We start from the raw sequence: 14950 nt of genomic DNA on the forward strand, positions 1-14950 counted from the left end.
CAAATACAGCATATGAAAAACACAGTTTTAAAAGAAGGTGATAAAGCACCAGGCTTTACTGCCAAAGACCAAAACGGAAAAACAGTTTCGTTAACTGATTTTCTGAATAAAACTTTGATCCTGTATTTTTATCCGAAAGATGATACACCGGGCTGTACTGCCGAAGCTTGTGATTTCCGCGATAATTATCAATCCTTGTTACAACAGGGATACAATGTGGTTGGTGTAAGTACAGACGATGAGCAATCGCACCAAAAGTTTATCACTAAACATTCGTTGCCTTTTCCGCTCATTGCAGACGATGATAAAAAGATTGTAGAAAGTTATGGTGTTTGGGTGGAGAAAAACATGTATGGTAAAATTTATATGGGCACAGCCCGGACTACTTTTTTAATTGATAAAAATGGTATCATTCAAAAAATTATTGAAAAAGTAGATACAAAAAACGCATCGCAACAAGTATTGGAGCTGCTACCGTAATCCTTTAAAAAATCAGCACGAATGTTCCGCCTATAATTAATCCGGCGCCAAGCACTGTTTTTATAGTAAGCGGTTCGCCCAAAAATATAGCTGAAAGGATAATAGCAATTGCTACGCTCAGCTTATCTACCGGTGCAACCTGCGATACTTCGCCCAACTGCAAAGCTTTAAAGTAGAAGATCCACGACAAACCAGTTGCACAACCAAAAAGCAGCAAAAAAGTCCAATTTTGTTGCGTTAGATCGTGCGCCTGCCTGCCGCTTCCTTTAAACAAAACAATCCCCCAGGCAATTAATAAAATAACAACGGTACGGATAGCAGTGGCCAGATCAGGATTAACGTTTTTAATACCAATTTTTGCAAAAATGGCCGTAAGGGCAGCAAAAACTGCAGACAACAAAGCGTAGGTCCACCACATATAATAAATTAATTTTGTTATTAATACTTCTTTTAAGAGTTAAAAAATTATAATCTTTATTTTATATTAATTGCAACAGTTCTTAATATTGTTTCAACAGTAACATTAATCTGTTTAAAAGGTTAAGTTTGTATAATTAAAATCCAATAATCCAAAATATTAGTATTAGATGTCCATACAGGTTGATGATAACGAGATACTCGCAAAATTTCAGCAGGAAAAAACCAGGAATGAAGCTTTTAATCTGTTACTAAAAAAATACCAGCAGAAAATTTACTGGCATATCCGCCGCATGGTGATTGACCATGATGATGCAGATGATTTATCGCAGGAAGTTTTTGTAAAAGTTTGGAAAAACCTGCTTGGCTTTCGTAACGATGCACAACTGTACACCTGGATGTACCGCATTGCTACCAATGAATGCATTACTTTTTTAAACCGTAAAAAACTTAAAAACAATATTTCTTTTGATGATGTATCTTACGAATTATCAGAATCTTTAACAGAATCTGCTTATTTTGACGGCGATAAGGCACAGCGTAAATTACAGAAAGCAATCCTTACTTTGCCCGAAAAACAAAGGCTGGTTTTTAACCTTAAATATTTCGATGAGATGAAATACGAAGAAATGTCGGATGTTTTAGGCACAAGTGTTGGCGCATTAAAATCATCTTTCCATTTAGCGGTTAAAAAAATAGAAGCGTATTTACTGGCAGAAGATTAATAGAAAAAGATTTTAAACCTTTTTATAAAAATTGATTCTATCCTTAGTGATGAATGAGAATACTGAAAATACAGACTGGCTAAACGATTATCCCGCTTTGAAAAACCAAAGCAGGGAAAATCCTTTCCGTGTGCCCGAAAATTTTTTCGAGGAACAACAGGAACGTATCCATGCGGCTATTTATGCAGATGAGTTGAGCAAAAAACTTCCGTCTGCTGGTTTTATCATACCGGATGGTTATTTTAAAAATATGGAAGAACAAATTCTTTCAGTTGTTAAACTGGAAGAAATACGTCCAACCGAAACTTACATTAAATCAGATCAGTTTTTTGAAGAACAGCAAAGTATTATTGCTGCCCGGATAAAAATAAATGAATACGCAGAAAACGGAAGTGGTTTTACTGTTCCGGACAATTATTTTAATGATCTTACAAACCGTATTATCCAGAAAACAGGCATAAAAGAAGTACAGCAACCGGCAAAAGTGCGTAGTTTATTTACAAGGGCTGCCTGGAAATATGCTACTGCTGCCTGTATTGCCGTTGCTGTTGCAACCGGTTTTTTTATTAAGCAATATCAATCTGCACACAATGTGCAAATGCAGCTATCTAATTTGCCTGATGCAGATATTGAAAACTATTTACAGATACACGCAGATACGTATGATAACCACGTTATTTTAGAAAACAGCACATTGGATACGGATGTGGATATTCAAAATAACCAAACGAGTACAGATAGCAACGAAACAAACATCCATTAAACAGTTGCGGTATGAATGCATATAAAGTAAAAATGATCAAAAAATTAAGCATTGGCATTGGCCTGGTCCTGATAGCGCTGTTTGGCAAAGCAGAATGGACTGTGGCACAAAGTTTTCGTGCACCCGGACGTTCTATGGATACCAGAAGCAATTTTAGCAACAGCAATATTGACAATACGGTTGGCATGCACAAAATAGAATCGATTAAGTTTAATTATTTGTCTGAAAACATGCACCTTAATTCAGATGAAGCTGATAAATTCTGGCCTTTGTACAATCAGTATCAAAAAGAATTGACTGTGCTTTTGCATCAAAAAAGGCAAAACATGCTCAATTCGCAAAAAAACCCGCAAGATATTGTGAATGATAACCTCGATTATGATTCAAAAATTTTAGCTGTTAAAAAGCATTATAATGAAGAGTTTTCGCGCATACTCCCTCCCGATAAATTAATGCATTTATATAAAAGCGAACGTTTGTTTAATGATGAAATGATCAAAAGGCTTAAAAACCGAAAGGATGACAACAATTAAACCAACCGAAATTTTAAAACAAAAGGCTTTCAAATTGATTTGAAAGCCTTTTGTTTTAAACGCTAATTATCAATCTCGCTAAACCACTTCCGGTTCAATCCAGTTACCGTCATTTTTAATAATGTCTATTAATTCATCTAAAGCTAAAGCGGTTGATACATTTTTCTTTACCACTTCTTTGCCACGATAAAGGGTAATTTTATCAGGGCCGGCACCCACATAACCATAATCTGCATCTGCCATTTCGCCGGGACCGTTTACAATACAACCCATAATCCCAATTTTTAATCCTTTTAAATGAGAAGTACGGCTTCTTATATTCTGCGTTGTAATTTGCAGATCGAACAAAGTCCTGCCGCAACTTGGACAAGAGATATATTCTGTTTTAGAAATCCGGGAACGTGTAGCCTGCAAAATTCCAAAAGCAGTGGAAGTGATTGTTTTAGAAGCTATTTCCTTTGCATCAATCCAAATGCCGTCACCAAAACCATCAACTAACAAAGCACCAAAATCTGTTGCGGCATAGAGTTGCAATTTGGTTGTAAGATCAGAAGAACGGGGAGCGAAGATTGAAGATATTTCAAGCGTATCTGGAATAGCGGCAATATTTTCCGCTCCTCGTTCCCCGCTCCCCGCTCCTTCAAACCTGTAACTTCTTTTCACAATTACCGGAATATCAATATCATTTTTTTGCAGGTAAAAGAAGCATGCGCGCTGATCTGCCATACCATTTACAGCATCTGTTTCCAATACAAAAACCAGTGTTTTGTCAAAACTTAATTGTTGAAATGCATCCGTTTCTAAATCCCTGCTTTTAATCCTGACTAAATTTAACGCTGTGTCTTTTTCTGCGGAAGTATTATATTCTTCCAAAGAAAAAACTGGATGGCAGTTCTTTTTATCGATTAAAAAACTCCAGGTTTTGTAATTGTACAACTGCTTCAGGTTTCCCGGAAAAGCAAAAGAAGGCAACTCATCGGCCAGATATACAAAATCTACCGACTGATCTGCCATGTTATATTTATCCAGCAAAGGCGAATACAAATAGCCAGCATCAGCCAAAATAGCCGGATCTTTTAAGTTTTTTGCAGATAAATCAAGCACAACTCTTGGAACCATGTGACCGCCTATAAAGGCATTGGCTTCGTAGGTTTCGCGCTTTTTGTATTCGTAGGGAGAATGAGAAAAGTGCGGAGATAAAGGTTCGGAGAGCGGATTTGCAGCTTCATAAATGCTATTCCTCCGATCCTTCTTCTTCGCTCCCCGCTCTGTATAACGGTTAACTAAAGCAATTGCAACCGGCGCTTCAAATTCAGGTTCTTCTGTTAAAGATACGCGAACGGTATCGCCTAAACCATCTTCCAATAAAGTACCAATACCTACGGCAGATTTTATCCGCCCGTCTTCGCCGTCCCCGGCTTCGGTAACGCCTAAATGTAAAGGATAATTCATGCCTTCAGCAACCATTGTTTCTACCAGCATCCGGTAAGCCTGAACCATTACCTGGGGATTACTGGATTTCATGGAGATGACGAGGTTATAGTAATTCAAACTCTCACACATCCTGATAAATTCCATAGCCGATTCTACCATTCCGCGAGGCGTATCGCCATATTGGCTCATAATTCTATCTGATAAAGAACCATGATTTGTACCGATACGCATAGCTGTGCCATACTCTTTACAAATATTTACCAAAGGCGTAAACTTTTTGTAAATACGTTCCAGCTCCGCCTGATATTCATTTGTAGTATAAGTTAGTTCATCAAAGCGTTTTTTATCTGCATAATTTCCAGGATTGATACGTACCTTTTCTACAATCCGCGCTGCAACTTCTGCCGCGTTTGGAGTGAAGTGAATATCAGCAACCAACGGAACTTGATAACCTTTTTGCCTTAACTGCTTTTTAATTTCTGCCAGGTTCTGTGCTTCTTTTACGCTTGGCGCTGTAATACGGACATATTCGCAACCAGCTTCCACCATTCGGATGGTTTGCGCTACCGTTCCTGCAGTGTCCATCGTATCCGTGGTAGTCATGCTTTGGATCCGGATCGGATTGTTTCCGCCCATATGTACATCGCCAATAGTTACTTCGCGGGTTAACCATCGCGAATAAGAATTTAACGAATTACAGTAACGCCCCGGAAGAGCTTTAATGGTTTCAAGGTTCATGGAGCAAAATCAAAATCTAACAAAAGTATAAAATCCTGTAGTTTTACAGGTTAAGCTAATGTAAACGGGATGCAAGTTTTTATGCCATAAAAGAAGCATCTGATTATTTACGGAGAGTAAATTCAAAGGTTGTGCCTTCGTTTAGTACAGAATTTACTTTGATTTCGCCCCCTAAGCTTTCTACCAGGTTTTTTACGGTTGATAATCCTATTTTGGCGTTTCTGTCCTGCATTTTATCCTCGTCGCTAATTAACATTTTAGATATAAAAACAGTATCTATTTCCTTCGGGGCAATCCCTTTTCCGTTATCAGTTAACTTAAACCGGTAAAATTGCTTTTCCTCCAAAAACTCCAGCTTGATCAAACCATTCTCTTTATCCGAATATTTTACCGCGTTGTTGATTAAGTTGATGAAGATCTGCTCTAAAGCAATACGAGAGGTTTTTAAGTAAACGTTACGTTCATGAAATTCAAAACGGATAGACGCAGGAATGTTAAGCAATTTTATAATATGCTGGATTAAATCTGTTAAAAAAACCTCTTGTTTTCTTTTGGTTAAAACTGTGTTTGATTTGGAGTAATCCAACATCTGGTTTAAATAATCAAGCAGCTTTTTTGAAGAATGATTGATGGTATCCAACATATGATTGGCTTTATCATCAACCAAATCGCCATACCTCGCTTTAAGCATTTGTGCTGATAAAATAATGCTGGTTAAAGGCGTTTTGATATCATGCGAAGCCATTACTGCAAAACGCTCCAAATACTGGTAAGATTCCTGCAGATTGGTTGCCGTTTCCTTTAACTCGTTTACCTTCTTTCGCAGTTCCAGCTGGTTCATTACTTGTTTTGCCAGCACTTTTAATGCTTCGACCTGATTAGGTGTTAGCTGTTTAGGCTCGTGTCCGATCACACATAATGTTCCTAACGGATAACCCTCAGGATTAACTAAGGGAACACCGGCATAAAAAACAACATGAGGGGCTCCGGTAGCCAGCGGATTATTTTTAAAACGGTCATCTTTAAGCGAATCCGGCACCATCATCACCTCATCAGGGTTTAAAATAGCATGGGTGCAAAAAGCGTGGTCTTTTTGTGTTTCGTGCACGTCTATTCCGTACCTGGATTTAAACCATTGTCTGTCTTTATCGATCAGACTGATTAAAGAAATAGGTGTTTCGCAGATTTGAGAAGCCAGCTTCGTGATATCATCGAAACCGTTTTCGGGCAAGCTATCCAACACTTTATAAGAATCAAGCACTTTTAACCTTTCCGCTTCATTATCTTCTAAAAAAAGCTCCTTCATAATATAGTTATCACTATATCAATATTATTTAATATAATATTGATTATAATTATATATATACATCAAACAGCCGGAAAAGTGTGATGATTTTATTTCTAATTGAAAGAAGAAGCTGAACTTAGCTTCCCATAGCATAAAGCACAATATTTACCCCAAATTTAGTATTGTCTTCTGCCAGAAAGCGTTTGTTCCTGAAATCGTAGTCCCACTCGCAGCCGTAATCTTTGTTACTGTATAAAACAGCGATACGGCCGTTTATTTCAATTGCTTTTAGGTAATCGTGGATCAGGTCATCGCCCCAGCCATTTAACTCGAAAGCCGTATTGGGTGGGCCTTTTTCAAATTTAAAAAAAGAAGAATAAATAGGATGTGTGGCGGGAATTTTCTTTAAAGCATGCGGACCAAACAAAGCCGACATCTGCGCCTCGAAAGAACGTGCAAAAAGCCCGTCGATATCATGGTTGCAGTCATCAACAAAAATAAAACCGCCGTTTTGCACATATTGCTTAAAGTTGCTGCGCTCGATGGCGTTAAACTGCACCAGTTTATGCCCGCTGAGGTAGCAAAAAGGAGAAGAAAAAATTTCGTTGCTGCTTAAATCAATAATCTTTTCCTGTGTATTAACCGGAATAGTTGTATATTCTATCAGCGAATTAAGGATATTAGAAGGCATACGTTGATCGGTGTCCCAATCTCCGGAAGTATATCTTAAACGGGTAAAAGTAAACTTGGCCGCATTCATTGTCCTAAATTATTGCAAAAATTATTGATAACTTGTTTTATCATTATAATTTTTGTAAAGTTTCTGCTACTATTCATAAAATTTCTAAATTCCGCCATTTTATTTCTAATTTACTCCAATAACAAATACAGGCTTTGCCTATTTTAACTATAAAACGTTTTGGAAACTACAGAAAGTACCATAAAAAGTCTACTCTCGCAACTTTCATTGTTAAAAAATGAAATACAAAAAGTAATTATTGGCCAGGACCAGGTTTTAGATGAAATATTGGTTGCCTTATTAGCTGGCGGACACTGTTTGCTGGAAGGCGTTCCGGGATTAGCTAAAACGTTAATGGTACGTACTTTATCGCAAGCTTTGCATTTATCCTTTCACAGAATTCAGTTTACGCCAGATTTAATGCCAACAGATATTGTAGGTACAGAAATCCTGGAAGAAGACCACGTAACCGGAAAACGTTTTTTTAAGTTTAACAAAGGCCCGCTTTTTGCCAATATTGTTCTGGCTGATGAAATTAACCGTACGCCGCCAAAAACACAATCTGCTTTACTGGAAGCGATGCAGGAGTTTGAGGTAACGTATGGCGGACAAACTTATCCTTTAGACCGTCCTTTTTTTATCCTCGCAACGCAAAATCCGATTGAACAAGCGGGAACGTATCCTTTGCCTGAAGCACAATTAGACCGTTTTTTGTTATATGTAAAAATTGGCTATCCAACTGTACAGGAAGAGTTTGGTGTTTTAAACAGTACAACCGGAAGCAAAAAAGTAAAGGTAAACCCAATTTTAGGCGGAGAAGAAATTAAACAGCTGCAAGATTTAGTGCGAGATGTAACGATTAATGATGATTTAATACATTATGTTAGCAGCCTGATTCGTGCAACAAGACCCGATACTACCACCGTTCCTTACGTAAAAGAATGGGTACGTTGGGGCGCTGGCCCACGTGCCGGACAGGCACTTATTTTAACCGCAAAATCGCGTGCTTTATTTAAAGGCAGATATGCAGTTTTGATGGAAGACATCCATAATATGGTTTTTCCGGTTTTGCGCCATCGTATTTTAATGAACTTTAAAGCTGATGCCGAAAATGTAAGCTCGGATATGGTTACTGCGGAGTTAATTAAAGCGATAGAACGGTCAAAGGTTGTTGGTTTGTAAATAAGCGGAATACTGCTTTTATCCACAAAAAAATTATAATGCCTTCGCTCCTCGATCCGAAAGTTGTTATGTCGATCAAAAGCTTACAATTAGCTGCAAAAACAGTAATTGATGGCTTTTTAAGTGGCGTTAACAAAAGCACGATTAAAGGCCCGGGAATGGAATTTAGTCAGTATAGAAGCTACCAGCCGGGCGATGATTTACGCTCTTTGGATTGGAAAATGTTTGCTCGTTCAGATCGGTATTATATCCGGGAATCTGAAGTAGAAACCAATATTTCTGTCCGTTTTCTGGTTGATGCCAGCGCTTCTATGAACCATGAAGATGCCGGTTTTAAAAAGAGTACTTATGCTGCTTATTTAACGGCTTCGCTTGCTTATCTCGCTAATTTACAAAGCGATGCAACAGGTTTATATGTGTTTCAAAACGGAAGCTTATTTTCGTTAGTGCCGAGGCAAAGCATGCAGCATCTAAACCGTTTGTTTTATCAACTTGAAAATCTTAAACCAAAAGGGAAATTTACAGAACCTATAGCTTACAAAGAAATTTTCGCAGGAACGGGAAAAAGAGAACTGTTAGTTTTCGTTACTGATTTTTATGAAGAAAGTGATGAGATTTTGGTTCTGCTGGATAAATTATCAGCCTTAAAACATGAAATCATCGTGTTCCAACTAATCGGAAAAAACGAATTGGAACTGGATTTTTCCGGTTATTCTACTTTAGAAGATTTGGAAACCGGAGAAACCATACAAGTTAATGCCACGCAAGCACGCAAAATTTATAAACAAAAATTAGATGAACGTTTGGCTTATATTAAAACCCAATTATTGGATCGACGTATTTTTTACCGTTTAATCAGTATGGACCAACCTTTAGATCTGGCTTTACGCGATTTTTTAAACCAGCGGGCAAAAGGGTTTTAGGAGAAAGGGTATGGGGTTTAGGATTTGGGGTAGGAGGTAGGAGTTAGGAGGCAGCAGCAGGTAAATAAAAAGAAGTTTAAACAAACTAAACATAACTATATCAAAAAAGTAAGAAAAGCAGTTAACTCAAACCCCATACTCAAAACCCTACCCACATACCTCAAACCTCAAACCTCATACCCCAAACCTCATACCTTACAGCTAATTATGCTTCAACTACTAAACCCTTTATGGCTTTGGACTATCGCCGGAATCATCGTTCCGATAGTTATCCATTTGTGGCATATTAAAACCGGTAAAACGCTTAAAATCGGAAGCATTGCTTTGTTGGGAGAAAGTGCGCGTCAAAGTTCGCGTAGTTTTCGGATAACAGATTTAATATTACTGCTTTTGCGCTGTTTAATGCTGATCATATTGGCACTTTTATTAACAGCACCTTTCTGGCAGAAACAAGCAAAACTAACCAAAGCAAAAGGCTGGGTTTTATTAGAAAAACAACCGGTAAAAGAAGTATACGCCCGCTTTAAACCGCAAATAGATTCGTTAATAAAAGCTGGTTATGAAATCCATGAGTTTGATGCTTCTTTTAAGGCAATAAAACCTGAAGAAATTTTAAAGGATTCAACCAAATCTCAGTCTCGCTCCTACTGGTCTTTGTTAAAGTTGCTGGAGCAGCAACTGCCACAGAAAACACCCGTTTATTTATTCACTTCCAATCAGTTGCGTTACTTTAAAGACAATCGCCCGGAATTAGCTCTTGATCTTCATTGGAAAACCCATACACCTGCTGATTCTGTTTCAACCTGGATCCAGGGCGCTTATTTAACACCAACCGATAGCATTCAATTAATTGTTGGCAACAGCAAAGCTTCCGGTACTTCTTTTAGCAAGATAAATCTGCAATCGACCGATCGTGGCAATCCGCTTTTTAACGTTTCTGTTGAAGAAGGGAAACCTGTTGCAGCTTTAAAAAATAGTCCGCAACCACCGGTCCCTGTTGATACATCAACCTTAAAAATAACCATTTATCAAAACCAGTTTCCTGCAGACGCTGCTTATCTGGAAGCTGCATTACAAGCGGTTAAAAAGTTTAGCGGTAGGAAAATAAAACTGATTTCTGCAACAAACTTCAACCAAATTCCGGCAAAGCAGAACTGGATTTTCTGGTTATCCAATCAAAACTTTCCTCAAAAAAATCAAAAATTAGTTGCAGGCGGAAATTTATTTGAATATGAAACGGGCAAACAGCAAGCAATTAATTCATGGATTAACAGTTCTGAGAGTTTTGGAAGAAGTGCTTCTGAACCGATCAATTTATATCAACATTTTTTAGCCGATAAAAGAAGCATTGCTGATGAAAATAGCGAAACTGTTTGGAAGGATGGTTTTGGTGGACCGGTTTTAAGCTTACAGCAAAACGGAAATACAAATATTTATCGCTTTTACAGCCGCTTTAATCCTTCCTGGAATGATCTGCCCTGGAGCAGTGATTTTCCAAAAATGATTTTAAACCTGATTTACGAAAGTTTTCCGCCAGTAGATTTTTCTAATAATGACAGAAGAATTATGGGTGAAGATCAAAAGCAAATTTCCACAGCAATTTCATCAGATCCATCTTATAAAAACAGCAAGCAAATGGATATGATTGATTTAAAACACGCATGTTGGATTGCCTTGTTCCTGGTTTTTTTATTGGAACGGATTCTTTCTCAAACAAAAAAAGAAGAAAATTATGGTTGAGGCAAAGGGAAAATTGGTCATCAGCAACTGGCAGAAAAAGTGGAAAAACAGCAATATTTTATCACTTGCCTTATTGGCTTTAGCCGCAGCAATTTTTTTAAATGCTCTTTTTCATCTGGTTTTTGCTACTTCGTTTTGGTGGTTGTTGCCGTTGTTTTTACTTTTTGGAACTGTCTTTTTTTATTTCGATTCTTCCTGGAAAATTGGTATTGCTGATGTTGCCCGTTTTTTAAATACTTCTTTCCCTGAACTGGAAGAAAGTACAGAACTTGCGTTAAAACCAACAGGTTCACTTAATTTACTGGAACGTTTGCAGCGGCAAAAAGTAGAAAGCATTTTACCGCAGTTACCTCAGCCAAAAGAATTTTACAAGCGGCTAAAAGTCGGCGCTATCGTTTTTGCTGGCGCCTTAGCCATTAGTTTCTTACTTACTAAACTTCCTTTTTCTCTTCAAAACAAACATTTTAACCCGGTAAAAGAAGCATTCGACGCAACCGGAAAACCTGCAAAACCAGAAGCTATTTTGCCGGAGATCGATCACTTCAACCTAAAAATTACGCCTCCTGCTTATACCGGAAAAAGCGCAAGGGAACAGGAAAAATTTACGATTTCTGCGGAAGATGGCGCGATGGTAAATTGGGAAATTACAACCAACAAAGCGGTTAAACAGGTTAGTTTTGTTTTTAATGACAAAGAAAAACTACCGTTAAAAGCAGCAAATGCAGAACATACTTTGTGGAAAACAGCAAAAGCAATTCGTGCGCCGGGTTTTTATCAGGTGGATTTAGATGGAAAAATGTCCGAATTGTACCAGATTGAAGTGATTAAAGATTCTCCTCCGGTGATCCGAATCCAATCGCCAAATCCAAACTCGGTAATTGATTATGGCGAGCCGCAAAAAACACTGCTAAAAACAGCATTAACAGATGATTATGGTATCAGCGATGCGTACATCTATGCAACTATTGCAAGCGGCACCGGCGAAGCAGTAAAATTTAAGGAACAAAAAATCGCTTTCGCTGCTGCTTTTAACGGCCATCAAACTCAATATCAGTTGCAGAAACTGTTGGATTTAAAGCAATTAGGCATGCAGCCGGGAGATGAATTGTATTTTTACATCAAGGCAAAAGATAACCATAACCAGGAAACACGTTCCGAAGTTTACATCGTTTCTATTGCTGATACAGCAAAACTGATGCAGCTTGAAGGCATGATAAACAGCCTGGATTTGAAGCCGGAATTATTCAGGAGCGAGCGGCAAATCATCATTGAAACAGAACAATTGCTAAAAGATAAAGACACGATTAAGGTTGAAGAATTTAAGAAAAGAAGCAATAATTTAGGTTTCGACCAGAAGCTGCTTCGGCTGCGCTACGGCAAGTTTTTGGGTGAAGAAAATGAATCAGGCGGCGATCCGGAAGAAGGAAATACCTTATCAGATCCAAAAGATTTTAGCAACGCAACAAAAATTTTAGATGCTTATACAGATAAACACGACAATGCGGAAGATGCTACTTTTATCGATCCGCAAACTAAAAACCAGTTAAAAGCAACATTAAATGAAATGTGGAGTGCAGAGCTGCGTTTGCGTACCTACAAACCGCACGAGGCGTTGCCTTTTGCTTATAAAGCTTTGCGTTTATTGAAAGATTTGCAGCAAAAATCGCGTGCTTATGTTGCCAAAACGAGCGCGAAAATAGCACCTTTAAAACCAGCAGAAAAAAGGCTGACCGGCGACCTGACTAAAATTATTGACCCCGTAAACCAACAGGATTTTAAAAAGCAAACTGATCCTTATTTGCCTTTAAGGCAATCTGCTGCCTTGCTTAATCAGCTTAAAAATGGCGCTGGTTTAGGTGCGTCCTCACTGCAAATATTGCATCAGAGCAATGTGCAGATCAGCAGTAAAGCCGTTTCGCAACCGTCGGTTTATTTGCCTGCCGTAACCGCTTTCCGTAAAATTCTGGCTAATGCTTCTCAACCAAAAAATATCAGTCAAGAGGATATTTGGACGGTTGAAAAAGCGATACAAAAGATGCTTCCGCCTGTTGCAAAATTGCCGGCGCCAGCACAAATTAATCCAGACCAGGGTTTATCAAATACTTATTTTCAAAGTTTAACCCGCACAATTAGGTAATGATGACGTGGAATATCCTGGTACTTGCTGCTTCATTTTTACTGCTGGTTTACCTGTTTTGGAAAGAGATCAGTCGGACAAATCGTTTACGTTTAAGCTGGCGTTTATTAGCTTCGTTTCTGACTGTTTTGAGTTTGGTTTTTCTGGCGGTGCCACTTTCTTTTAAAGGAAAAAAGAGCAACGTTTCATCCAAAGAAATACTGCTTTTAACGGATGGTTTTAGTAAAGACAGTTTGAATAAATACCGCAATTCTTCTTCGCAGCAACCTTTTATTTATACTGCTGATGCAGGTGTTTTTCAAACTTTAAAATCTCCTGCTGTTCATTTTATTGCTGATCTGGATTTGTGGCGAAACACAATTCCAGCTAACACGGCAATTCATATTTTAGGAGATGGTTTGGAGGAAGATGAACTGCAAAACCTGAATCAAACTCCCATTCGTTTTTATGCGCCCGAATTACCTTCCGGAATTCAAAAAGTAAACTGGACACATCGTTTAAATGCAGGAGAATTGTTCAAAGTGCAAGGAAACTTTCTCAACCAAACAGATGCTAAAGTCAAACTCGTTTTAAAAGGATTAAATACAAGTCTGGATTCGATAGAAATTGGTGCTAAAAGAAGCATTGATTTTAATTTCAGCACAATTCCAAAGCAAAGCGGACAAGCAGTTTTTCGGTTAATTGCACTTTCAGGAAAAGATACGATTGAAGATGAACCGATTCCGTTTTCGGTTGGGCCATCAAGAACATTGAAAGTATTAATGTTAAATGCTTCGCCCGATTTTGAAAGCCGCTTTCTAAAAAACTGGTTGGCCCAAAATGCTTATGCAGTTGCTTCGCGCAGTATTATCAGCAAAAACAAAACCACTTCAGATTTTGCCAATTTGAATAAGTTATTGCTTGACAGGATTACTCCTTCCCTGCTCGAAAATTTCGACGTTTTAATTTGTGATGCAACCGCATTCGGAAGTTTAAGCAAACCAGAAGCAGCAGCAATTCTGGCACAAACCAGCAGAAAAGGTTTAGGATTGATTTTTCGTGCCGATAGTTCTGCCAATGCTTCTTTTATCAGGGAAAAGTTTCCGGTTGAGGAATCAAATAATCCGCAGAAACAGCTCCGGTTAAAATTGAATGATAACTCAGGCATGCGTTTAACTATACAAACCGACCATCCTGCTTTCATTCGTAATCAGCCAAATTCTCAAGCTTTGATTCAGGATGAAACTGCTCATATAGTAGTTAACAGCAAACTTTATGGCGCAGGAAAACTAATTTTATCTACTTTAAACAATACGTTTACCTGGCAGCTTTCGGGCAAACCGGCAGCATATTCTGCATTTTGGTCGATGCTGTTATCAAAAGCAGCAAGAAAAATAAGCCGGAAAGAAAACGTATTTACTACATTTTTTGCCGGTAAAAACAGTATGGTTCCCGTTATGCTGGAGACTTCAGCAAAAACAGCGAATGTAAAAGTGGATGGAACAACAATGGCATTCAATCAAAATCCTTCTATTCCTTTTTTACAGGAAGCTACTTTCTGGCCTAAAAAAGCAGGATGGATTTCGATAATTGAAAACGGTAACAACGCGGGTTCAATTTATATTAATGAAAACAGAGATTGGAATCCGATAAAATCAATCAAAAAAATCAATTTAACCAAAAAATACACTAAACAATTTGCTGCAAACGAGTTAAAAAAACAGGATCAGCAAAAAAATGAAGCTATTTTTGTATCACCAATCTGGTTTTACCTGCTTTTTTTGCTCTCTTGTACATTTTTATGGTTTGAAACGAAATTATTATAATTTTTTTTCATCTACATTAACATAAAAGAACTAAATTGGAACTTTT

The 14950-nt window shown here is 38.0% G+C and carries 13 protein-coding genes; 9 read left to right on the top strand and 4 right to left on the bottom strand.

Translation table 11 applies throughout. The annotated features are described in order from the left end of the window. The first annotated feature begins 12 nt into the window (after window positions 1-12). The gene (gene bcp, locus GO621_RS05280; RefSeq protein WP_157564886.1) at window positions 13-480 is read left to right on the top strand and encodes a thioredoxin-dependent thiol peroxidase; all 468 of its coding nucleotides are present in this window, start codon (window positions 13-15) and stop codon (window positions 478-480) included. A 4-nt stretch (window positions 481-484) separates the two neighbouring features. Here bcp and GO621_RS05285 read toward each other — a convergent pair whose 3' ends face one another. Next, window positions 485-898: an EamA family transporter gene (locus GO621_RS05285; protein ID WP_157564887.1), complete on the bottom strand. Its 414-nt coding sequence runs from the start codon at window positions 896-898 to the stop codon at window positions 485-487. 169 nt (window positions 899-1067) lie between these two features. Between GO621_RS05285 and GO621_RS05290 the strand changes: the two genes are divergently transcribed. Genes GO621_RS05290 through GO621_RS05300 form a run of 3 tightly spaced genes read left to right on the top strand, consistent with a single transcriptional unit; the run spans window position 1068 to window position 2918 of the window. Continuing rightward, window positions 1068-1622: an RNA polymerase sigma factor gene (locus GO621_RS05290; protein WP_157564889.1), complete on the top strand. Its 555-nt coding sequence runs from the start codon at window positions 1068-1070 to the stop codon at window positions 1620-1622. 49 nt (window positions 1623-1671) lie between these two features. Beyond that, the gene (locus GO621_RS05295; RefSeq protein WP_157564891.1) at window positions 1672-2385 is read left to right on the top strand and encodes a hypothetical protein; all 714 of its coding nucleotides are present in this window, start codon (window positions 1672-1674) and stop codon (window positions 2383-2385) included. Between the two features lie 11 nt (window positions 2386-2396). After that, window positions 2397-2918 (top strand): hypothetical protein, encoded by a 522-nt coding sequence (locus GO621_RS05300; protein ID WP_157564893.1) that lies wholly within the window; start codon window positions 2397-2399, stop codon window positions 2916-2918. A gap of 78 nt (window positions 2919-2996) precedes the next feature. Here the strand turns inward: GO621_RS05300 and ispG are convergent, their stop codons facing one another. The 3 genes from ispG to GO621_RS05315 form a co-directional block, all read right to left on the bottom strand. Further along, window positions 2997-5090 carry a (E)-4-hydroxy-3-methylbut-2-enyl-diphosphate synthase gene (gene ispG, locus GO621_RS05305; RefSeq protein WP_157564895.1) on the bottom strand — a complete coding sequence of 698 codons (2094 nt, stop codon included), beginning with the start codon at window positions 5088-5090 and terminating at the stop codon, window positions 2997-2999. A 103-nt stretch (window positions 5091-5193) separates the two neighbouring features. Beyond that, on the bottom strand, window positions 5194-6396 hold the full coding sequence (locus GO621_RS05310) for a GAF domain-containing sensor histidine kinase (protein WP_157564897.1): 1203 nt from the start codon (window positions 6394-6396) through the stop codon (window positions 5194-5196). Between the two features lie 118 nt (window positions 6397-6514). Further along, entirely contained in the window at window positions 6515-7138 is a 624-nt protein-coding gene (locus GO621_RS05315) for a DUF4159 domain-containing protein (RefSeq protein ID WP_157564899.1), read from the bottom strand. A gap of 159 nt (window positions 7139-7297) precedes the next feature. Between GO621_RS05315 and GO621_RS05320 the strand changes: the two genes are divergently transcribed. From GO621_RS05320 to GO621_RS05340, 5 genes are all read left to right on the top strand, one after another. Then, window positions 7298-8299, top strand: coding sequence for an AAA family ATPase (locus GO621_RS05320; protein WP_157564901.1), 1002 nt, complete (start codon window positions 7298-7300; stop codon window positions 8297-8299). A gap of 38 nt (window positions 8300-8337) precedes the next feature. After that, on the top strand, window positions 8338-9222 hold the full coding sequence (locus tag GO621_RS05325) for a DUF58 domain-containing protein (RefSeq protein WP_232335597.1): 885 nt from the start codon (window positions 8338-8340) through the stop codon (window positions 9220-9222). A 207-nt stretch (window positions 9223-9429) separates the two neighbouring features. Beyond that, the gene (locus GO621_RS05330; protein WP_157564903.1) at window positions 9430-10962 is read left to right on the top strand and encodes a BatA domain-containing protein; all 1533 of its coding nucleotides are present in this window, start codon (window positions 9430-9432) and stop codon (window positions 10960-10962) included. After that, complete coding sequence (locus GO621_RS05335; RefSeq protein WP_157564905.1) at window positions 10955-13099, top strand: DUF4175 family protein; 2145 nt, start codon at window positions 10955-10957, stop codon at window positions 13097-13099. The genes GO621_RS05330 and GO621_RS05335 overlap by 8 nt, the downstream gene beginning before the upstream one ends. Beyond that, window positions 13099-14904, top strand: a complete 1806-nt coding sequence (locus tag GO621_RS05340) for a hypothetical protein (protein ID WP_198170142.1) — start codon at window positions 13099-13101, stop codon at window positions 14902-14904. Before GO621_RS05335 ends, GO621_RS05340 begins: the two co-directional genes overlap by 1 nt. The last annotated feature ends 46 nt before the right edge of the window (window positions 14905-14950 follow it).

The sequence above is a fragment of the Mucilaginibacter arboris genome (assembly GCF_009754915.1).
Lineage (GTDB): Bacteria > Bacteroidota > Bacteroidia > Sphingobacteriales > Sphingobacteriaceae > Mucilaginibacter_A > Mucilaginibacter_A arboris.

Excerpts from the sequence above, each read along its gene's own strand:
- bcp (WP_157564886.1), top strand. The coding sequence starts at position 13 with ATGAAAAACACAGTTTTAAAAGAAGGTGATAAAGCACCAGGCTTTACT.
- GO621_RS05285 (WP_157564887.1), bottom strand. The coding sequence starts at position 898 with ATGTGGTGGACCTACGCTTTGTTGTCTGCAGTTTTTGCTGCCCTTACG.
- GO621_RS05290 (WP_157564889.1), top strand. The coding sequence starts at position 1,068 with ATGTCCATACAGGTTGATGATAACGAGATACTCGCAAAATTTCAGCAG.
- GO621_RS05295 (WP_157564891.1), top strand. The coding sequence starts at position 1,672 with ATGAATGAGAATACTGAAAATACAGACTGGCTAAACGATTATCCCGCT.
- GO621_RS05300 (WP_157564893.1), top strand. The coding sequence starts at position 2,397 with ATGAATGCATATAAAGTAAAAATGATCAAAAAATTAAGCATTGGCATT.
- ispG (WP_157564895.1), bottom strand. The coding sequence starts at position 5,090 with ATGAACCTTGAAACCATTAAAGCTCTTCCGGGGCGTTACTGTAATTCG.
- GO621_RS05310 (WP_157564897.1), bottom strand. The coding sequence starts at position 6,396 with ATGAAGGAGCTTTTTTTAGAAGATAATGAAGCGGAAAGGTTAAAAGTG.
- GO621_RS05315 (WP_157564899.1), bottom strand. The coding sequence starts at position 7,138 with ATGAATGCGGCCAAGTTTACTTTTACCCGTTTAAGATATACTTCCGGA.
- GO621_RS05325 (WP_232335597.1), top strand. The coding sequence starts at position 8,338 with ATGCCTTCGCTCCTCGATCCGAAAGTTGTTATGTCGATCAAAAGCTTA.
- GO621_RS05330 (WP_157564903.1), top strand. The coding sequence starts at position 9,430 with ATGCTTCAACTACTAAACCCTTTATGGCTTTGGACTATCGCCGGAATC.
- GO621_RS05335 (WP_157564905.1), top strand. The coding sequence starts at position 10,955 with ATGGTTGAGGCAAAGGGAAAATTGGTCATCAGCAACTGGCAGAAAAAG.
- GO621_RS05340 (WP_198170142.1), top strand. The coding sequence starts at position 13,099 with ATGATGACGTGGAATATCCTGGTACTTGCTGCTTCATTTTTACTGCTG.